This is a genomic window from Pseudomonas sp. NFX98 (genome assembly GCF_047784845.1).
Lineage (GTDB): Bacteria > Pseudomonadota > Gammaproteobacteria > Pseudomonadales > Pseudomonadaceae > Aquipseudomonas.
This window is the reverse complement of the sequence record NZ_JBLNNF010000018.1, coordinates 108,882-128,324: the sequence shown is the minus strand read 5'-3', so window position 1 is coordinate 128,324 and position 19,443 is coordinate 108,882. Positions and strand designations below refer to the sequence as shown.

20 protein-coding genes and 1 other RNA gene are annotated in these 19,443 nt (G+C 61.0%); 9 read left to right on the top strand and 12 right to left on the bottom strand.

Annotated features, from left to right (window positions below; translation table 11 throughout):
* Window positions 1-26: 26 nt before the first annotated feature.
* The 3 genes from ACM110_RS22990 to ACM110_RS22980 all read left to right on the top strand — a co-directional run bounded on the left by ACM110_RS22990 (window position 27) and on the right by ACM110_RS22980 (window position 2,631).
* Window positions 27-365: a hypothetical protein gene (locus ACM110_RS22990; protein WP_416129570.1), complete on the top strand. Its 339-nt coding sequence runs from the start codon at window positions 27-29 to the stop codon at window positions 363-365.
* A 91-nt stretch (window positions 366-456) separates the two neighbouring features.
* The gene (locus ACM110_RS22985) at window positions 457-2,241 is read left to right on the top strand and encodes a GspE/PulE family protein (protein ID WP_416129569.1); all 1,785 of its coding nucleotides are present in this window, start codon (window positions 457-459) and stop codon (window positions 2,239-2,241) included.
* 72 nt (window positions 2,242-2,313) lie between these two features.
* Window positions 2,314-2,631 (top strand): DUF2388 domain-containing protein, encoded by a 318-nt coding sequence (locus tag ACM110_RS22980; protein WP_416129568.1) that lies wholly within the window; start codon window positions 2,314-2,316, stop codon window positions 2,629-2,631.
* A 140-nt stretch (window positions 2,632-2,771) separates the two neighbouring features.
* Here ACM110_RS22980 and gcvP read toward each other — a convergent pair whose 3' ends face one another.
* The 10 genes from gcvP to ACM110_RS22930 form a co-directional block, all read right to left on the bottom strand.
* Complete coding sequence (gcvP, locus tag ACM110_RS22975) at window positions 2,772-5,645, bottom strand: aminomethyl-transferring glycine dehydrogenase (protein ID WP_416129567.1); 2,874 nt, start codon at window positions 5,643-5,645, stop codon at window positions 2,772-2,774.
* A gap of 208 nt (window positions 5,646-5,853) precedes the next feature.
* Window positions 5,854-6,237 carry a glycine cleavage system protein GcvH gene (gene gcvH, locus ACM110_RS22970; protein ID WP_416129566.1) on the bottom strand — a complete coding sequence of 128 codons (384 nt, stop codon included), beginning with the start codon at window positions 6,235-6,237 and terminating at the stop codon, window positions 5,854-5,856.
* A 50-nt stretch (window positions 6,238-6,287) separates the two neighbouring features.
* Entirely contained in the window at window positions 6,288-7,370 is a 1,083-nt protein-coding gene (gene gcvT, locus ACM110_RS22965) for a glycine cleavage system aminomethyltransferase GcvT (protein ID WP_416129565.1), read from the bottom strand.
* Between the two features lie 156 nt (window positions 7,371-7,526).
* Window positions 7,527-9,143 carry an ABC transporter permease gene (locus ACM110_RS22960; RefSeq protein WP_416129564.1) on the bottom strand — a complete coding sequence of 539 codons (1,617 nt, stop codon included), beginning with the start codon at window positions 9,141-9,143 and terminating at the stop codon, window positions 7,527-7,529.
* A gap of 139 nt (window positions 9,144-9,282) precedes the next feature.
* A complete protein-coding gene (locus ACM110_RS22955) occupies window positions 9,283-10,287 on the bottom strand; it encodes an extracellular solute-binding protein (protein WP_416129563.1) in 1,005 nt (334 codons plus the stop codon).
* A 210-nt stretch (window positions 10,288-10,497) separates the two neighbouring features.
* Window positions 10,498-11,715, bottom strand: coding sequence for a 2-octaprenyl-3-methyl-6-methoxy-1,4-benzoquinol hydroxylase (locus tag ACM110_RS22950; RefSeq protein WP_416129590.1), 1,218 nt, complete (start codon window positions 11,713-11,715; stop codon window positions 10,498-10,500).
* A 9-nt stretch (window positions 11,716-11,724) separates the two neighbouring features.
* On the bottom strand, window positions 11,725-12,210 hold the full coding sequence (locus tag ACM110_RS22945) for a DUF4442 domain-containing protein (RefSeq protein ID WP_416129562.1): 486 nt from the start codon (window positions 12,208-12,210) through the stop codon (window positions 11,725-11,727).
* Window positions 12,203-13,390 carry a 2-octaprenyl-6-methoxyphenyl hydroxylase gene (ubiH, locus tag ACM110_RS22940; RefSeq protein WP_416129561.1) on the bottom strand — a complete coding sequence of 396 codons (1,188 nt, stop codon included), beginning with the start codon at window positions 13,388-13,390 and terminating at the stop codon, window positions 12,203-12,205. The genes ACM110_RS22945 and ubiH overlap by 8 nt, the downstream gene beginning before the upstream one ends.
* The gene (gene pepP, locus ACM110_RS22935) at window positions 13,387-14,721 is read right to left on the bottom strand and encodes a Xaa-Pro aminopeptidase (protein ID WP_416129560.1); all 1,335 of its coding nucleotides are present in this window, start codon (window positions 14,719-14,721) and stop codon (window positions 13,387-13,389) included. The genes ubiH and pepP overlap by 4 nt, the downstream gene beginning before the upstream one ends.
* Window positions 14,722-14,748: 27 nt before the next feature.
* Window positions 14,749-15,306, bottom strand: coding sequence for a YecA family protein (locus ACM110_RS22930; protein WP_416129559.1), 558 nt, complete (start codon window positions 15,304-15,306; stop codon window positions 14,749-14,751).
* Window positions 15,307-15,499: 193 nt separating this feature from the next.
* Between ACM110_RS22930 and ACM110_RS22925 the strand changes: the two genes are divergently transcribed.
* The 4 genes from ACM110_RS22925 (at window position 15,500) to ACM110_RS22910 (ending at window position 16,925) form a co-directional block, all read left to right on the top strand.
* Complete coding sequence (locus tag ACM110_RS22925; protein WP_007982902.1) at window positions 15,500-15,709, top strand: TIGR02449 family protein; 210 nt, start codon at window positions 15,500-15,502, stop codon at window positions 15,707-15,709.
* Complete coding sequence (locus ACM110_RS22920; protein ID WP_008055229.1) at window positions 15,706-16,023, top strand: cell division protein ZapA; 318 nt, start codon at window positions 15,706-15,708, stop codon at window positions 16,021-16,023. The genes ACM110_RS22925 and ACM110_RS22920 overlap by 4 nt, the downstream gene beginning before the upstream one ends.
* Before the next feature lie 30 nt (window positions 16,024-16,053).
* Window positions 16,054-16,232: non-coding RNA, 6S RNA (ssrS, locus tag ACM110_RS22915), on the top strand.
* A gap of 87 nt (window positions 16,233-16,319) precedes the next feature.
* The gene (locus tag ACM110_RS22910; protein WP_416129558.1) at window positions 16,320-16,925 is read left to right on the top strand and encodes a 5-formyltetrahydrofolate cyclo-ligase; all 606 of its coding nucleotides are present in this window, start codon (window positions 16,320-16,322) and stop codon (window positions 16,923-16,925) included.
* A gap of 34 nt (window positions 16,926-16,959) precedes the next feature.
* Here ACM110_RS22910 and ACM110_RS22905 read toward each other — a convergent pair whose 3' ends face one another.
* Window positions 16,960-17,115: a hypothetical protein gene (locus tag ACM110_RS22905; RefSeq protein ID WP_008048702.1), complete on the bottom strand. Its 156-nt coding sequence runs from the start codon at window positions 17,113-17,115 to the stop codon at window positions 16,960-16,962.
* A gap of 197 nt (window positions 17,116-17,312) precedes the next feature.
* Between ACM110_RS22905 and ACM110_RS22900 the strand changes: the two genes are divergently transcribed.
* A complete protein-coding gene (locus ACM110_RS22900) occupies window positions 17,313-17,765 on the top strand; it encodes an EVE domain-containing protein (RefSeq protein ID WP_416129557.1) in 453 nt (150 codons plus the stop codon).
* 142 nt (window positions 17,766-17,907) lie between these two features.
* Here the strand turns inward: ACM110_RS22900 and ACM110_RS22895 are convergent, their stop codons facing one another.
* On the bottom strand, window positions 17,908-18,315 hold the full coding sequence (locus tag ACM110_RS22895; protein ID WP_416129556.1) for a flagellar basal body-associated protein FliL: 408 nt from the start codon (window positions 18,313-18,315) through the stop codon (window positions 17,908-17,910).
* A 150-nt stretch (window positions 18,316-18,465) separates the two neighbouring features.
* Here ACM110_RS22895 and ACM110_RS22890 point away from each other — a divergent pair, with 150 nt between their 5' ends.
* The gene (locus ACM110_RS22890) at window positions 18,466-19,443 is read left to right on the top strand and encodes an NADPH:quinone oxidoreductase family protein (RefSeq protein WP_416129555.1); all 978 of its coding nucleotides are present in this window, start codon (window positions 18,466-18,468) and stop codon (window positions 19,441-19,443) included.

Sequence of the window (19,443 nt, the reverse complement as noted above, 5' to 3'; positions counted from 1 at the left end):
TTCTCCAGTGATTTTGGAGAACGACCATGCCGCACCTTGAAGCCGTCAACACCCCATCCACACGCGCCGATGTCTGGCATGTCGGCAACGCGCATTGCTGCGTTCGCTACCAATTGCTGGCCGAAGCCGAACCGGATCTGCTGTGCCGTGCGCTCAATCTGTTCGCGTTGCAGTTTCTGACGCCGGAACAGGTGCACGTGCAGCGCCAGGACGATCTGCTGGCGATCGAGATTGTCATCGATGGTTTGAGCTGGCATCGCGCCCAGGTGATCGCGGAAAAACTTCGTAACCTGATCAGCGTCTGCTCGGTCGATCTGCAAACCGCTGACGCTGCCTGGGCTGAGGCCGCTCAAGCGGCGGGCTGAAAAAACTCGATACGGCTTCGTCGGGTAGTGGCCCAACGGTCTGTGGCGCCACGACTATCCTTTGCGCACTTGTTGTTCAAAAGGAGCCCGCATGTCCGTTCAATTCTCCATTCAGGACCGCTGGCTGGATCTCAATGATGTGCTGCGCGAGCTGGTTGCCCAAGGCTTTATCAGCCAGGATTCGGCCGAGCAGGCGCTCAATGCCCGCCGTCGCCACGCCGCTCATGGGCAGCTGCATCCACTGGAATTCATCGCCGGCCAGCAGCTGGACGACCTCAGCCGCCCCGGCAAACACCTCGACCTGGAAAACCTGACCCTGTGGCTGTCCCAGCAGGCGGGTCAGCCTTACCTGCGCATCGACCCGTTGAAGATCAACGTCGCGGCCGTGACGCCGTTGATGTCCTACGCCTTTGCCCAGCGCCACAAGATCCTCGCCGTCTCCATCGACCGCGACGCCGTGACCGTCGCCAGCGCCCAGCCCTACGTCACCGGTTGGGAAGCCGACCTGACCCACGTGCTGAAGCTACCGATCAAGCGTGTGGTGGCCAACCCGGTGGATATCCAGCGCTTCAGCGTGGAATTTTTCCGACTGGCCAAATCAGTTACCGGCGCGAACAACGCCGATCAGCAGGTCAACACCCTGGGCAACTTCGAGCAGTTGCTCAACCTCGGCGCCAGCGACCAGGAGCCGGACGCCAACGACGCGCACATCGTCAACATCGTCGACTGGCTGTTCCAGTACGCCTTCCAGCAGCGCGCCAGCGATATCCACATCGAGCCCCGGCGCGAGCAAGGCACGGTGCGTTTTCGCATCGACGGCGTGCTGCACAACGTCTACCAATTCCCGCCGCAAGTGACCATGGCCATCGTCAGTCGCCTGAAAAGCCTGGGGCGGATGAACGTTGCGGAGAAGCGCAAACCCCAGGACGGCCGGGTGAAAACCAAAACCCCGGACGGCGGCGAAGTCGAGTTACGGTTATCGACCTTGCCAACAGCCTTCGGCGAAAAAATGGTCATGCGGATTTTCGACCCGGAAGTGCTGCTCAAGGATTTCGACCAGCTGGGCTTCTCCGCCGACGACCTGCGACGCTGGCAGGACATGACCCGCCAGCCCAACGGCATCATTCTGGTCACCGGGCCGACCGGTTCCGGCAAGACCACCACGCTCTACACCACGCTGAAAAAACTGGCGACGCCGGAGGTCAACCTCTGCACCATCGAAGACCCGATTGAAATGGTCGAACCGGCGTTCAACCAGATGCAGGTCCAGCACAACATCGACCTGACCTTCGCCGCCGGGGTACGCGCGCTGATGCGACAAGACCCGGACATCATCATGATCGGCGAGATTCGCGATCTGGAAACCGCCGAAATGGCGATCCAGGCCGCGCTCACCGGACACCTGGTGCTGTCGACGCTGCACACCAACGACGCACCCAGTGCCATCAGCCGTTTGCTGGAGCTTGGCGTGCCGCATTACCTGATCAAGGCCACGGTTCTCGGCGTCATGGCCCAGCGATTGGTGCGTACCTTGTGCCCGCACTGCAAGGCACCGCAAACCTTGGGCGAAGAAGACTGGCAAACCCTGACCCGCCCCTGGCAAGCACCGCTGCCGGGCAACGCCCAACGCGCCATCGGTTGCGTGGAATGCCGCGACACCGGCTATCACGGCCGCGCCGGGGTCTACGAAATCATGCAACTGACCGACGGCCTCAAAGCCCTGATCAACCCCGACACCGATATGCTGGCAGTGCGGCGGCAGGCGTTCAAGGAGGGCATGCGCAGCTTGCGTTTGTCCGGGGCGCAGAAGGTCGCGGCCGGTTTGACCACTATCGAGGAGGTGTTGCGCGTGACGCCGCAGAGCGAGCAGAAGTAGCTGTGCGGTGATGGAACTCGATTGGGGGAATGACAATCCAACGGCATAGTTAACCCAGTGGAGTCACCCATCATGCGTTTCAAACTTGCTGTCGCTACCATCGCCTTGTTGTCCCTGCCTGTCGGTTCGGCGATGGCTGACAGCTTTTGGCGTAACGTCATCTCGTCCGGTGCCACCACCGGCTCGACCTACCTGACCTTCAAGGATCACAAGCTGATCGTCGCTGCCCAGGATGATGCCGGCAGCTTCGTCGCCAGTGACGGCGGCATCCGCGGCCCGTATCTGGAAGCCGCGATGCAGCAAGTCCGCGCCGACAACCCGGGCCTGCAGGCTACGGATATGGAATTGGCCAACGCGATTCTGGCGAAGAATGCCGTGGCTGCCGAGTAATCGATGCCGAAATGAAAATGCCGCTCATATGAGCGGCATTTTTTTTCCCAACCTCCTTCTGTAGGAGCAAGGCTTGCCCGCGATGGCGATCTCAAGGGCGCTATCGCGGGCAAGCCTTGCTCCTACAGGAACGAGTACTGTCAGCGGTAATCATCCACCGGTACACACGCACAAAACAGGTTCCGGTCCCCGTAAACATTGTCCACCCGGTTCACCACCGGCCAATACTTGTGGGCCTTGGTGTGCGCATCCGGCGTCACCGCTTGCTCGATGCTGTAGGGCCGCTCCCAGACTCCGGTGATGTCGGCCAGCGTGTGCGGCGCACGCTTTAGCGGATTGTCCTCGGCCGGCCAGTTGCCGTTCTGCACCTCGGTTATCTCCGCACGGATGCTCAGCATCGCGCCGATAAAACGGTCCAGCTCCGCCTTCGATTCACTTTCGGTAGGCTCGACCATCAACGTCCCCGGCACCGGAAACGACATGGTCGGCGCATGGAAGCCATAGTCCATCAGGCGCTTGGCGACGTCTTCTTCACTGATACCGGTCAGCGCCTTCAATGGCCGCAGGTCGAGAATGCATTCGTGGGCCACGCGTTCGTTGCGCCCGGTGTAAAGCACCGGAAACGCCCCGGACAAATGACGCGCCAGGTAATTCGCGGCGAGGATCGCCACTTCGCTGGCGTCGGCCAATTGCGGGCCCATCATGGCGATGTACATCCAGCTGATGGGCAGAATGCTCGCACTGCCCCACGGCGCCGCGCTGACCGCGCCGTTCTGTGCCAGCGGCCCGTCGATCGGCACCACCGGGTGATTGGCCACGAAGGGCGCCAGATGCGCGCGCACGCCAATCGGCCCCATGCCCGGGCCGCCACCGCCATGGGGAATGCAGAAGGTTTTGTGCAGGTTCATGTGCGACACGTCAGCGCCGATATCCGCCGGGCGCGCCAGCCCGACCTGGGCATTGAGGTTGGCGCCGTCCATGTACACCTGGCCGCCGTGCTTGTGGATAACTTCGCAGATTTCGCTGATGCCTTCCTCGTACACGCCGTGGGTCGACGGATAAGTCGCCATGAGGCAGGAGAGTTTGTCCCCGGCGTCTGCGGCTTTTTCCTTCAAGTCATCCAGATCGACGTTGCCCGCTTCGTCGCACTCGACGATCACCACGCGCATCCCGGCCATCTGCGCCGATGCCGGGTTGGTGCCGTGGGCCGACGATGGGATCAGGCAGATATCCCGCCCACCCTGCTGACGGCTCTCGTGATACTTGCGGATCGCCAGCAACCCCGCGTACTCGCCCTGGGCGCCGGAGTTGGGCTGCATGCAGATCGCATCGAAACCAGTGATCGCGCAGAGCCAGCGCTCCAGTTCCTCGATCATCAATGAATAACCAACCGCCTGCTCTTTCGGCGCAAACGGATGCAGATTGGCGAACTGCGGCCAGGTAATCGGGATCATCTCGCTGGTGGCGTTGAGCTTCATGGTGCACGAGCCGAGCGGGATCATCGATTGATTGAGCGCCAGGTCCTTGTTTTCCAGTTGCTTGAGATAGCGCAGCATCTCGGTTTCGCTGTGATGGGCGCTAAATACCGGATGGCGCAGATAGGGCGACGTACGCGCCAGCCCGGCGGGAATGCCGGAGGCCAGGGTTTCAGCGTCCAGTTCGTCGATGCTGAGCCCATGATCGGCACCGAGGAACACGTCGAACAGTTTCGCCACGGTGGATTCGTCGCAGCTCTCGTCGAGGCTGAGGCCCAATCGCCCACGGCCCAGGATGCGTAAATTGATCTGCGCGGCCACGGCACTTTCGATGATCGCGGTCTGGGTGCCGCCGACTTCCAGCGTCAGGGTGTCGAAGAAATGCTGATTGAGCCGGGCGATGCCCTTGCGCTCAAGGCCGGCGGCGAGGATGCAGGTCAGCCGGTGCACGCGCTGAGCAATACGCTTGAGCCCATCAGGGCCGTGGTAGACCGCGTAGAAACTGGCGATATTGGCCAGCAGCACCTGAGCCGTGCAAATGTTTGAATTGGCCTTCTCGCGGCGAATATGTTGCTCGCGGGTTTGCAGCGCCATGCGCAGAGCGACATTGCCGCGGGCGTCTTTCGACACACCGATGATCCGCCCCGGAATTGCCCGCTTGTACTCGTCGCGACTGGCAAAAAATGCCGCGTGCGGCCCGCCGTAACCCATGGGCACGCCAAAACGCTGGGACGAGCCGAATACCACGTCGGCGCCCAACTCCCCCGGTGGGGTCAGCAACAGCAAACTCAGTAGGTCGGTGGCGACGCACGCCAGCGCCTGTTGCGCGTGCAGGTGATCAATCAACGGACGCAGGTCGCGGATCTCGCCGTGGGTGTCTGGATATTGCAGCAACGCACCGAACACCTGGTGCTGCTTCAAGTTATCCACAGCGTCGATGATCAGCTCGAACCCGAAGCCTTCGGCACGGGTCTGCACCACGGAAATGGTCTGCGGATGGCAGTTTTCATCGACGAAGAACAGATTGCTTTTCGACTTGGCGACCCGTTTGGCCAGCGCCATGGCTTCCGCCGCAGCGGTGGCTTCGTCCAGCAGCGAGGCGTTGGCCAGCTCCAGCCCGGTGAGGTCAATGGTCAATTGCTGAAAATTGAGCAGCGCTTCGAGTCGTCCTTGGGCGATTTCCGGTTGATACGGCGTGTACGCGGTGTACCAACCGGGATTTTCCAGCACGTTGCGCAGGATCACGGCGGGCGTGAGGGTGCCGTGGTAGCCCATGCCAATCAGGCTGGTCCAGACCTGGTTCTGCTCGGCATAACCGCGCAACTTGGCCAATGCCGCTTCTTCGTCCAATGCTGGCGGCAAGTCGAGCGGCCGGTTCAGGCGAATGCCCGGTGGCACCGTCTGCTCGATCAGTTCGACCCGACTGCCCAGACCCAGGCTGTCGAGCATCGCCTGTTGCTCGGCGGCATCCGGCCCGAGGTGGCGGCGAAGGAAGGCATTGGGGTCGCGTAACTGGCTCAGGGACGGCAACTGGGACATGACGGGCTCTCTCTTGACTGGCGCTCAACGTCGATGCAACACGGTCAAACCAGCATAGCAGCCGATAGCAGATCAAAAGATCGCAGCCTGCGGCAGCTCCATTGAAATGCGAACCGCTGTAGGAGCTGCCGCAGGCTGCGATCTTTTGATCTTCCAGCCAGACATGAAAAAGCCCCGACAGGTCGGGGCTTTGGATGACGCAGAAGGCTTACTCGCCGATAGCGGCCTTGTAACCGGCGGCGTCGAGCAGCTTGTCCAGCTCAGCCTTGTCGCTTGGCTTGAGCTTGAAGATCCACGCGCCATAAGGGTCGGAGTTCAGAAGTTCCGGCGAACCACTCAGGTCTTCGTTGATCGCAATCACTTCACCGCTGATCGGTGCATAGATATCGGAAGCGGCTTTAACCGACTCAACCACACCGGATTGATCGCCGGCGGCGAAGGTTTTTCCAACTTCGGTCAGTTCTACAAACACCACATCACCCAGCGCTTCCTGCGCGTGATCGCTGATGCCCACGGTGACGGTGCCATCGGCTTCCAGACGTGCCCATTCGTGACTTTCGGCAAAACGCAGTTCGGCAGGGATATCGCTCATGTTCTGTGTCCTCAGGGAAATTGTCAGCGGTCCAAGCCCGCCGGAAAAGATTAGATCAAGGTTTTGCCATGGCGTACGAAGGTCGGTTTGACCACTCGGACCGGGTACCACTTGCCACGGATTTCCACTTCTGCGCGGTCGGCAGTTGCCATCGGCACGCGCGCCAGTGCAATCGACTTGCTAAGCGTAGGAGAGAAACTACCACTGGTGATCTCCCCTTCGCCAACATCGGCGATGCGGACCACCTGATGAGCGCGTAAAACCCCGCGCTCCTCAAGGACCAGACCGACCAGTTTGTGCTGTACGCCACCGCTGCGTTCGGCTTCCAGCGCCGTGCGCCCGATGAACTGCCGGCTTGCCGGCTCCCAGGCGATGGTCCAGGCCATGTTGGAGGCCAGCGGTGAAACGTCCTGCTGGATGTCCTGACCGTAAAGGTTCATGCCGGCTTCGACCCGCAAGGTATCCCGCGCGCCAAGTCCGATTGGCGAGATCCCGGCACCCACCAGATCGTTGAAAAAACCGGGAGCCTGATCGGCCGGCAAGATGATTTCCAGCCCGTCTTCACCGGTGTAACCGGTGCGTGCAATGAACCAGTCACCGTCGGGCTGACCTTCAAAAGGTTTAAGCAGCTGAATCAGGTTGCCACGGGACTGGTTAACCAGCTCGGCAATCTTGTGTCGGGCGTGGGGCCCCTGGATAGCCAGCATCGCCAACTCGGAACGTTCGCTGAGCTGCACGTCGAAACCGTCGAGATGGGCTTGCATCCAGGCCATGTCCTGGTCGCGGGTGGACGCGTTGACCACCAGACGATAACCCTCATCGAGACGGTAGACGATCATGTCATCGACGATGCCGCCCTGCTCGTTGAGCATGGTGCTGTACAACGCACGGCCGGGGCTGTGCAGGCGCTCGACATCATTGGCCAGCAAATGCTGGAGCCAGGCCTTGGCCTGGGAGCCGCCGACGTCGATCACGGTCATGTGGGATACATCGAAAACACCGCAATCGCGGCGCACCTGATGGTGTTCCTCGACCTGCGATCCGTAATGCAGAGGCATATCCCAACCGCCAAAATCGACCATCTTCGCGCCGAGGGCGAGATGAAGGTCATACAGAGGCGTACGCTGTCCCATGGGTTTCTCCTTCCGGGCGTGGCGAAGGTGCGGGCGAGTGCTTTATCGGGTGAAAGCGTTGAAACAAAAGGCTTCCAGCCGATTACTACTACCTTGTCTGTCAGACGGACCGCACCGAATGCCGCGCATTGTAGCCGCAAGGTGTAGGACTGACACCTAGCTGTTTCGATGCGCCGAACGTCGTATCAATCCGATGACCGGTAGCAGACCAACCAAAACCAGGGTCAGCGCCGGCAAAGACGCCCTCGCCCACTCGCCTTCGCTGGTCATTTCGAAGATCCGCACGGCCAGTGTGTCCCAGCCAAACGGGCGCATCAGCAGGGTCGCGGGCATTTCCTTGAGCACATCGACGAACACCAGCAACGCCGCGCTCAACGATCCGGGCAGCAACAACGGCAGATACACTTTGAAAAACAGTCGCGGCCCACTGACACCCAGGCTACGTGCCGCTTCGGGCAAAGATGGCCGTATACGCGCCAGACTGCTTTCCAGCGGCCCATAGGCCACGGCGATGAAACGCACCAGATACGCCAACAGCAACGCCGCCAGACTGCCGAGCAGCAGCGGCTTTCCAGCGCCACCGAACCAACCGGACAGCGGAATCACCAGTTCGCGGTCCAAATAACTGAATGCCAGCATGATCGACACCGCCAGCACCGAACCGGGCAAGGCGTAGCCAAGATTGGCCAGGCCGACACCGGCATTGATCCCCTGAGTCGGCGCCAATCGTCGGGCAAATGCCAGGATCAGGGCGACACTGACGGTGATCAGCGCCGCCATCGCCCCAAGATACAAGGTGTGTACGATCAGGCCGGTGTAACGCTCATCCAGATCCAGGCGCCCCCGCTGCCAGAACCACACCACCAGTTGCAGCATCGGAATGACGAAGGCGCAGGCGAACACCAACCCGCACCATGCTGTGGCCAGCAGCGCTTTGAAGCCATGCAGGTGATACAACGCCTTGACCCGTGGCCGCTCGTTGCTTGCCCGGTTGGCGCCGCGGGCACGACGCTCGCCGTACAGCACCACCATCACCACCAGCAGCAACAGGCTGGCCAGTTGTGCGGCGGTGGAAAGGCTGAAGAACCCGTACCAGGTCTTGTAGATGGCTGTCGTGAAGGTATCGAAGTTGAACACCGACACCGCGCCGAAGTCCGCCAGGGTTTCCATCAACGCCAACGCCACGCCGGCGCCGATGGCGGGACGCGCCATCGGCATGGCCACCCGCCAGAACGCCTGCCATGGCGATTGCCCAAGCACTCGCGCGGCTTCCATCAGGCCTTTGCCCTGAGCCAGGAACGCTGTCCGCGCCAACAGGTAAACGTAGGGATAAAACACCAGCACCAGAACCAGAATCACCCCGCCCGTGGAGCGCACTCGCGGCAAGCGCAGTCCCGTGCCGAACCACTCTCGCAGCAGGGTTTGCACCGGACCGGCGAAATCCAGCAGACCGACGAAGACAAATGCCAGCACGTACGCCGGAATCGCAAAAGGCAGCATCAACGCCCAATCGAGCCAACGCCGACCGGGGAATTCGCAGAGGCTGGTGAGCCAGGCCAGGCTCACACCGAGGACAGTCACGCCGACGCCAACGCCGAGTACCAGAGTCAGAGTGTTGCCCAGCAGTCGCGGCATCTGCGTGTCCCAGAGGTGGGACCAGATCTGTTGATCGATGGTTTGCCAGGACAGCAGCAAGACGCTCAGGGGCAGCAGGACCAGTGCAGCGATGGCGAAGACCAGGGGATACCAGCGGCGTTGGGCGGGGTGGGCCAAGGAAAAGCTCTCGCGAAAATCTTGAAGTGTAGAGAAACGCAAAAAAGATCGCAGCCTCCGGCAGCTCCTACATTGGCTTGGTGATCACCCTGTAGAAGCTGCCGAAGGCTGCGATCTTTTACTCTTTAACGCTGCGGACTCAGTTCCAGCCAGCACGGTCCATCATGCGAATTGCCTCTGCCTGACGCTTGCCGGCAACTTCCACCGGCAAGGTATCGGCGATGAACTTGCCCCACGCTGCGACTTCAGCGGATGGCTGAACAGCCGGGTTAGCCGGGAATTCCTGGTTCACATCAGCAAAGATTTTCTGCGCTTCAGGCGTGGTCATCCACTCGACCAAGGCCTTGGCGGCTTCCGGGTGCGGCGCGTACTTGGTCAGGCCGATGCCCGACAAGTTGACGTGCACGCCGCGGTCCGCCTGGTTCGGCCAGAACAGCTTCACCGGCAGATCCGGTTTCTGCTTGTGCAGGCGACCGTAGTAGTAGGTGTTGACGATACCGACGTCGCACTGGCCGGCACTGATGGCTTCCAGTACCGCAACGTCGTCGGAGAACACGTCAGTGGACAGGTTGTTGACCCAGCCCTTGAGGATCTTCTCGGTTTTCTCGGCGCCGTGCACTTCGATCATCGTGGCGGTCAGCGACTGGTTGTAGACCTTCTTCGCCGTACGCAGGCACAGGCGGCCTTCCCAGTTCTTGTCGGCCAGTGCTTCGTAAGTGGTCAGTTCGCCCGGCTTCACCCGGTCGGTGGAATAGGCGATAGTCCGCGCCCGCAGGCTCAGGCCGGTCCAGGCATGGGACGCCGCGCGATATTGCAGCGGGATGTTGGCATCGATGGTTTTCGAGGTGAAGGGCTGGAGGATGCCCATCTGCTCAGCTTGCCAGAGGTTACCGGCATCGACGGTCAGCAGCAGGTCGGCGGTAGCGTTCTCGCCCTCGGCCTTGATGCGCTGCATCAGCGGCGCTTCCTTGTCGGTGATGAACTTCACCTTCACACCGGTTTTCGCGGTGTAGGCATCGAAGACCGGCTTGATCAGCTCGTCGATACGCGAGGAATAGACCACCACCTCGTCGGCGGCCTGGGCGGCGGTGCTGCCAATCAGGGTCAGGGCCAGTGCGGTCAGTAGACGCTTCGGTGCCAACATGGGAGCGGTCTCTCGATTGAAAAAGTGAGGCCAAATGATAAGGACTCACATTTGCCTTCTCAATCGAACAGTTCGCGGAGGAGTTACCAGATGTTGCACAGGCATTAAATTTACCGCGTTCCCTGTAGGAGCTGCCGCAGGCTGCGATCTTTTGATTTTGAAGAGCAAGATCAAAAGATCGCAGCCTGCGGCAGCTCCTACAGGGGAATCTCAGGCCTTGGCCAGTGCCGGCAAATCCCCGATCAACCCCAACGCCTCGCGCACGAACAACGCCTTGGCCTCGGGCATCTGGTCGACCATCTTCAACCCGGCATTACGCAACCAACGCACTGGCAACGGATCAGCCTGGAACAACCGCTCAAAGCCTTCCATCGCGGCCATTAGGGCCAGGTTGTGCGGCATGCGACGACGCTCGTAACGGCTAAGCACCTTCACATCCGCCAGACGCTCGCCTCGGGCGGCGGCTTGCAACAACACTTCGGCGAGCACGGCGGCATCAAGGAAGCCGAGGTTCACGCCCTGCCCGGCCAACGGGTGAATGGTGTGCGCCGCGTCGCCGATCAGCGCGAGGCCTTCTGCCACGTATCGTTTGGCATGACGCTGGCGCAGCGGCACGCACAGACGCGGGTCGGCGCTGAGCACGCTGCCGAGCCGACCTTCGAAGGCGCGTTCCAGTTCACGGCAGAAGGCCTCGTCATCCAGCGCCATCAGGCGTTCGGCTTCGCTTGGCGTGGTCGACCAGACGATCGAACACCAGTCCTGCTGACCATCACGTTCCAGAGGCAGAAACGCCAATGGGCCGGTGTCGGTAAAGCGCTGCCAGGCTGTCGATTGATGATTTTTTGAGCTGCGCACACTGGTGACGATCGCGTGGTGCAGGTAATCCCATTCGCGCGTCGCGACACCGGTCAGGCGTCGCACCGCCGAGTTGGCGCCATCCGCCGCGATGACCAACGGCGCGCGCAGGGTGCGGCCATCGGCGAGGGTCAGCAGCCAGTCGTCACCGGAGCGACGCATCTGCTCCAGGCGCGCGTTGGCCAGCATCCCCAAGTCACAGTCGTGCAAACGGTCAAGCAACGCGTCCTGAACCACGCGGTTCTCGACGATATGGCCCAGCACCTCGGCATGCACGCTGGCAGCCGAAAAGTGGATCTGCCCGGTGCCGCTGCCATCCCAGACCTGCATCTCGCCGTAAGGGCTGCTGCGTCGGTTGGCGATGCCGTCCCAGACACCGAGGCGTTCGAGAATTCGTTGACTGGCGATGGACAGCGCGCTCACCCGCGGTTCGAACGGGGCTTGGGCATCAAACGGTTTGACGCTCATCGGGCTGCCGTCCAGCAGCAGGACTTCCAGCCCGCTGTCCTGCAACGCCAGCGCCAAGGCACTGCCGACCATTCCGGCTCCGACAATCAGCAGATCTGCGCGCATTTCCATGCTTTAAGCCTGTCTCGCTTGCGGCTTGAGCCGCACGTAAAGGGTTTTTCCGACACGCGCCACGAGGTTGCCGGCACCGTCATGAATATCGACCTGCAACTGCGGCAGGTATTTTTCGCCGTTGGCCGTCTGCCGGCGGATCTCGTCGAGCAAGGTGTCGTCGATGTTGAAACGGGCGAACACCGGGCCTTTGGCCGGTGCGATGAAATCGATGTCGGCGGCCTTGTCCCAGACAATGTAGTTGCGCCCGAGGTTCTCCATCAGCATCAGCATGAAGAACGGGTCGACCATCGAATACAGGCTGCCACCAAACTGGGTGCCGACGTAGTTACGGTTGTACCAGCCAAGGCCCATGGACACCTGAATGTCCCGGAAATCGTCACTGATGTGCCGTACCCGAACCCCGGCGCCGAGGTACGGCGGGTAGAGGCTCATGAACGTGCGCATCAACCGCGCTTTACCAAATTTTCGAATCAGCCACTTAAGCATCCGGGCGAGTACCCAAACCCATCGCCTGCCGGGCGAACCAGCGTTTGGCCGGTGGCAGCAGATCGAGGCCGAGCAGGCCGAGATTGCGGCCCAGCGAAACCAATGGCTGAGTGCTGCCGAACAGGCGCGTGACCTGATCGGAGAAGCCGACGGTGAGGTTCTGATCCAGACGCTGGCGCTCGCGATAGGCCTGCAAGGTCGCGAAATCGCCCAATGGCTGCTCGCTGGCGAGCAACGCATCGGCCAGCGCCTGGGCATCGCGCAGCGACAGGTTGAAGCCTTGGCCGGCAATCGGATGCAGGCTGTGGGCAGCATTGCCAAGTATCGCCAAATGCGATCGCACCTGCTCTTCGGCTTCCACCAGCGACAGCGGGTACAGATGCCGCGCGCCAACTTGCTTCAACGTGCCGAGGCGATACCCGAACACGCCCTGCAATTCGTTGAGAAAACTGCGCTCATCAAGGGCAGCCAAGCGTTGCGCGTCCATCCCCAGACGAGTCCAGACCAGCGCGCAGCGGTTGTCCGGCAACGGCAGCAACGCCATCGGGCCATCGTCGGTGAATCGCTCGAACGCCATGCCGTTGTGGGCTTCGCTCGGGGTGATGTTGGCGATCAGGGCGCTCTGGTTGTACGGACGTTTTCTGATGCCGATCCCCAGTTGCTCGCGCAAACCGGACCGGCCGCCATCCGCCAGGACCGCGAGGTCGCATTCCAGCGTGGTTTCGTCATTGAGGGTCAGGCGATATCCGTCGGTGAGCGGCTCCATGCGCGTGACTTCCGCCGGGCAACGCCAACTGATCACGTCCTTGTCCAGGCCTTGCCACAGGCATTGGCCGAGCCAGGCGTTTTCCACCACGTAGCCCAGCGCCGGAACGCCCTCTTCCATCGCCGACAGTCGCGCCGTGGAAAAACGCCCGCGGTCGGAGACGTGAATCTGCTTGATCGGTTCGGCGCGGCGGGAGATTTCCTGCCAGACGCCCAGGCGCTGATAAATCTGCCGGGCGCCAAACGACAATGCCGTGGAACGCGCATCGTAGCTCGGTTGGTAGCTGTCGCCGGGAGCAAACGGCTCGATCAGCACGATCCTCCAGCCACGGGACTTGGCCCCGGCCTGCAACGCCAGCGCCAGACTGGCACCGACCAGACCGCCTCCGATAATCGCCAGATTGACTCGACTCATGCCGCTTGTGTCCGTGCTTGCGCCATCAAGGCCTCGATTTCGGCGACCGTTTTCGGTACGCCTTTGGTGAGGATTTCACAGCCGGTTTTAGTGACCACCACGTCGTCCTCGATGCGCACGCCAATGCCGCGCCATTTCTTCGCCACGTTGCGGTTGTCCGGGGCAATGTAGATCCCCGGCTCCACGGTCAACGCCATGCCGACTTCCAGCACGCGCCATTCACCGCCGACCTTGTATTCACCGACGTCATGCACGTCCATGCCGAGCCAGTGCCCGGCTCGGTGCATGTAGAACGCCTTATAGGCTTCGCTGGCGATCAATTCATCGACGTCGCCTTGCAACAAACCCAATTCGACCAGGCCTTTGGTAATCACCCGAACCGTGGCTTCATGGGCCTGATTCCAGTGTTTATCCGGTGCGATCTCGGCGAACGCAGCTTCCTGCGCCGCCAGCACCAGTTCGTAGATTGCCTTCTGCTCCGCTGAATACCTGCCGTTGACCGGCCAGGTGCGGGTGATGTCGCTGGCGTAGCAGTCGATCTCGCAACCGGCGTCGATCAGCACCAGATCGCCGTCCTTGAGCACCGCGTCATTCTGCTGGTAATGCAGGATGCAGCTGTTGCGCCCCGCCGCGACGATCGAACCGTAGGCCGGCATCTTCGCCCCACCCTTGCGGAATTCGTAATCGAGTTCGGCTTCCAGGCTGAACTCATGCAACCCGGCACGGCTGGCCTGCATGGCGCGCACGTGCGCCTGGGCGGAAATCCGCGCGGCTTCGCGCATCACCTTCACTTCTGCCGCCGATTTATACAGGCGCATGTCGTGAAGCAAATGATCCAGGGCAACGAATTCGTTCGGTGGCTGGGCGCCTAGGTTGGCCTTGGAGCGGATCACGTTGATCCACTCCATCAAGTGGCGGTCAAATTCCGGGTTGCTGCCCATCGCCGAATACACCCGGTCGCGACCTTCGATCAGGCCCGGCAAGATGTCGTCGATGTCGGTGATCGGAAAGGCGTCGTCGGCACCGAAGTCGCGGATCGCGCCTTCCTGCCCGGCGCGCAGGCCGTCCCACAACTCACGTTCGGCATTGCGCTCACGACAGAACAGAATGTATTCGCCATGCAGGCGCCCCGGCATCAGTACCAGAACGGCCTGAGGCTCGGGGAAACCGCTGAGGTATTGAAAGTCACTGTCCTGACGGTAGACGTGCTCGACATCGCGGTTGCGGATGGCCACTGCGGCGGCGGGCAGGATCGCGATGCTGTTGGGTTCCATCTGCGCCATCAACGCCTTGCGGCGACGGCTGTATTCCGATTTCGGGATATGGATCATGGGCAGATGGTTTTCCCTTTCTTGCGATTAATGCAAAGACGGTTTGGCAGCGGCCGGCACGTCTTTTTTGGTCTCGGAAAACAGCAGCAGCGGCGCGACGCGCAGGTACTCCATGACTTCCATATAGTCGTTTTCGCCGTCGTCGGACTCTTCCAGGGCGTCTTGCACCTGGGAAATGGCCGCCAGATCCTGAAGCACTTCGGTAGCTTCGGTGCTCAGGGCGCTGCTGTCACGGCAGTTAAGGCCAAATCCGCTGAGGAAACCCTGGCACCATTGGCCCAGTGCGATGGCTCGATCAGCCAGTGGCGCGTCGTCGGTTGGCAGCAGCAGAACGACGGTCACGTCGTCGCCGGTCAGCTCGCCTTTGACCATCTCTTGCAGGCCGATCAAGGCGTTGCGAACGTTGTCCTGCGGCTCGCTCTCAAGCAGCTCGGCGGCGTCGATCAACCAGCCTTCGGCATCGAAACCGGCGCCGGCGCAGCTGCGGCCGAGCAACAGGCCATGCAGTTCGGCAGGCGAGACGTTATGGCCGCTGGAAGTCAGCAGGGTGGCGAAGGCGTTGTACGGGGAATTCTGAATGGTCATGGGCAGCTAGGCGCCAGACGGCGCTATGTCTAGAATGAAGGCCTTGTATCCTACATCGACTACCCCTGTAGGAGCGAGCTTGCTCGCGATGGTCGTCAACGTTAATGCTGGGTACCTGACACCCCGCGGCGTTCTCAGGCTTATCGCGAGCAAGCTTGCTCCTACAGTCCAAACCCATCAGACAGTGAAGACAATGGAAGACACCGACCTGCAAGCGCTGATGGCCAGACTCGAGCTGCTGATTACCCGAGTCGAGCAACTAAAGAGCCAAAACGGACTCTTACTAGCTCAGGAAAAGACCTGGCGCGAGGAACGCGCTCACCTCATTGAAAAAAACGAAATCGCCCGGCGTAAGGTCGAATCGATGATTTCGCGCCTCAAGGCCCTGGAGCAAGACTCATGAGTTCAAGCAATAGCGTCACCGTGCAGATCCTCGACAAAGAGTATTCGATCATCTGCCCCCAGGAAGAACGCAGCAACCTGGTGAGCGCCGCCCGTTACCTGGACGGAAAAATGCGCGAGATCCGCAGCAGCGGCAAAGTCATCGGCGCCGATCGCATTGCCGTGATGGCCGCGCTGAACATCACCCACGACCTGCTGCACAAGGAAGAACGCCCGGATATCCAGGCCAGCGGCTCGACCCGTGAGCAGGTGCGCGACCTGCTCGATCGCGTCGATCTGGTCCTCGCCACCGATCCGGACGTCACCAAAGGCTGATTCGCCTCACCGCTTGGGGTATACTCCGATCACTCCCTGGGGTGTTTGCCAGTTGGCGATGTCCCTGAGCCGATTTGCTATACCCTGGAGGTTGCACGTTGGGCTGGTGTGCATGTCCGCTAGACGGAAAGCCTTAAAGCCTACTGCATCTTCCACCTTGAACTTTCGGGTTCAAGGGCTAAGTCGACAGCGACACATTCGGGGAGCCTGATTCCAGTCCGATGCCGGTTTAAATACCGGCATCGGCTTTTTTACGGGTACGCTTTTACGTATCCGCACTGCTGAAGCCCGAACCCATGACCGAACCTGCGCTGCTCCCCCGCCCGCAACTTCGACGCATGCTGCGCAAGGCCCGCCGCGCACTGACACCCAGTCAGCAGCGCCAGGCCGCTCGCGGGCTATATAAGCAATTGGCCCAGCAACCGCTGTTTCGCCGCGCAAAACACATCTCCCTCTATTTGCCTACCGACGGTGAAATCGATCCGCGCCTTCTGCTGCGGGCCGCCCAGCGTCGGGGCAAAGCCACCTATCTGCCAGTGCTCAGCGCCTGGCCGCGAACCAAGATGGTGTTCCAGCGCATCCGCCCCGGCGAAAAGTTGAAACCCAACCGTTTCCGTATTCTCGAACCCAGGCACAACCTCGCCCGACAACGCAAAGTCTGGGCGCTGGACCTGGTGCTGCTGCCGTTGGTGGGGTTTGACGATGTCGGTGGGCGCCTGGGCATGGGTGGCGGCTTCTACGACCGAAGCCTGGCCTATCTGGCGCGCCGCAATGACTGGCGCAAGCCGACGCTATTGGGACTGGCCCATGAATGTCAGAAGGTCGAGCGGTTGGCTCAGGCGAGCTGGGATGTGCCGCTGCAAGGAACGGTAACGGACAAGGCCTGGTATTTCGCAGGCTAGACGCCACTGGACTCAGCGGCGTCGAAAGACAGGTTTAGCGTTTGAACGCTGTCGACTGTTGCTGCAACTGAGCCACTTCGACCGGCGCATCGGTCTTGTTGGCCCACAGGCTTTGGGCATAGCCAGTGGTCACGACGCCGAGGCCGAACAAAATGACCAAAATCCATAGTAAATCCGGTTTGCGTTTCATCGACTGCCCCCCAAAGGCATATCAACACGATGACAGCAGCGGTTTCCGTTTTGTAGGCCGTGCAGCAGCGTCAAGCTTTAAAGGCCGGCATTTTGCGGCAACGTGAACCGGCACGCAAATGCTGGCGTCAACCGACTGTCGGTTTGTCATAAAATTGCCGGACAACCTGCCCACTCACTTCGCAAGGAGCAAAAAACATGGCCTATTGGCTGATGAAATCCGAGCCCGACGAACTCTCGATCAAAGGCCTGGAGAAGCTGGGCAAAGCGCGCTGGGACGGGGTTCGCAACTATCAGGCGCGAAATTTCCTGCGAGCCATGGCGGTCGGGGACGAGTTTTTCTTCTATCACTCCAGCTGCCCGGAGCCGGGGATTGCCGGAATCGGCAAGATTGTCGAAGCCGCGTACCCGGACCCGACGGCGCTGGACCCTGAGAGTCATTACTACGACCCCAAGGCAACGGCAGAAAAAAACGCCTGGAGCGCGATTGATGTCGCGCATGTCGAGACGTTTTCCTGGGTGTTGAAGCTGGACTATTTAAAGCAGCAGACGGCGCTGGCCGAGATGCCGTTGGTGCAGAAGGGTTCGCGCCTGTCGGTGATGCCGGTGACGCCGGAGCAGTGGGCGGCGGTGATTGCTTTAAAGCCTTGAATAATTGGCTGACTGAACCGGCCTCATCGCGGGCAAGCCCGCTCCCACAGTGGATTGGTGTTGGAACACAATTATTTGTCCACCACAAAATCCTGTGGGAGCGGGCTTGCCCGCGATGAGGCCCGCCCAAACAATAGGCGGCTTATTGGATAATCAGGTTGTTGAACAACAAATCCTCAACCACCGGCTTGCCGGTTTCATCATTCAAGATCTGCTGGGTCTGCTTCAACGCTTCCTGACGCAGCTTCTCTTTGGCCTCGACGTTGTTCATCGTCTCGGTGGTCTGCTGGGCAAACAGCGCCACCAGCTGATTACGAATCAGCGGCTCGTTGGCCTTGACCGCCTTGGTCGCCTCCTCACCGGTCACCCGCAATGCCACATCGGCCTTGTAGACTTTGAGCTTCTGCGTACCGTCCAGCCCGTAGTTACCCACGAACGGCGGGCTCAGGGTGATGTAATTGACCTTCGGCGCCGCATTTTCTTTGGTTTCTTCGGCCACCGCTGCCACAGGCAGAGACAGGGCCAGCATCAACATGATCCACGCTTTCACAATTCGCTCCTTATCCGGTTTGCGGCCTAGCATAACGACCCGCCGCGCAAGCACAAGCTTATGGCTGATTATCAGGGCCGGGCATGCTCGTTGACCCGTCGACTCACACACCTACACTTATCGGCCATCACTCCCAAAGGAATAGCCCTGATGAAAGCCGTGCTGTGCAAAGCCTTCGGCCCTGCCGAATCGCTGGTGCTGGAAGACGTCGCCAGTCCTGTCGCGAAGAAGAACGAAATCCTGCTGGATGTGCACGCCGCCGGGGTCAACTTCCCCGACACGCTGATCATCGAGGGCAAGTACCAGTTCAAGCCGCCCTTCCCGTTTTCCCCGGGCGGCGAAGCGGCCGGTGTGGTCCGCGAAGTGGGTGAAAAGGTCAGCCACCTGAAAGTCGGCGACCGGGTCATGGCCCTCACAGGCTGGGGCAGCTTCGCCGAACAGGTCGCAGTGCCGGGTTACAACGTGCTGCCATACCCGCCGTCCATGGACTTCAACACCGCTGCTGCGTTCAGCATGACCTACGGCACGTCGATGCACGCCCTCAAGCAGCGCGGCAACCTGCAACCGGGCGAAACCCTGCTGGTGCTCGGTGCCTCCGGTGGCGTCGGTCTCGCCGCCGTGGAAATCGGCAAAGCCATGGGCGCCCGTGTAATCGCCGCCGCCAGCAGCACCGAAAAACTTGCCGTGGCCAAGGCTGCAGGTGCCGATGAACTGATCAACTACAGCGAAACCAGCCTCAAGGACGAAATCAAACGGCTGACCGATGGCCAGGGCGCCGACGTGATCTACGACCCGGTGGGCGGCGACCTGTTCGACCAGGCCATCCGCGCCATCGCCTGGAACGGCCGCCTGCTGGTGGTCGGCTTCGCCAGCGGGCGCATCCCCGAACTGCCTGTGAACCTGGCATTGCTCAAAGGCGCAGCCGTCCTTGGCGTGTTCTGGGGCTCCTTCGCCCAGCGCCAACCGCAGGACAACGCCGCAAACTTCCAGCAACTGTTTGGCTGGTTTGCCGAAGGCAAGCTGAAGCCGCTGGTGTCGCAGGTTTATCCGCTGAGCAATGCTGCGCAGGCGATCAATGATCTGGGCCAGCGCAAGGCGGTGGGGAAGGTGGTGGTTCAGGTTCGCTGA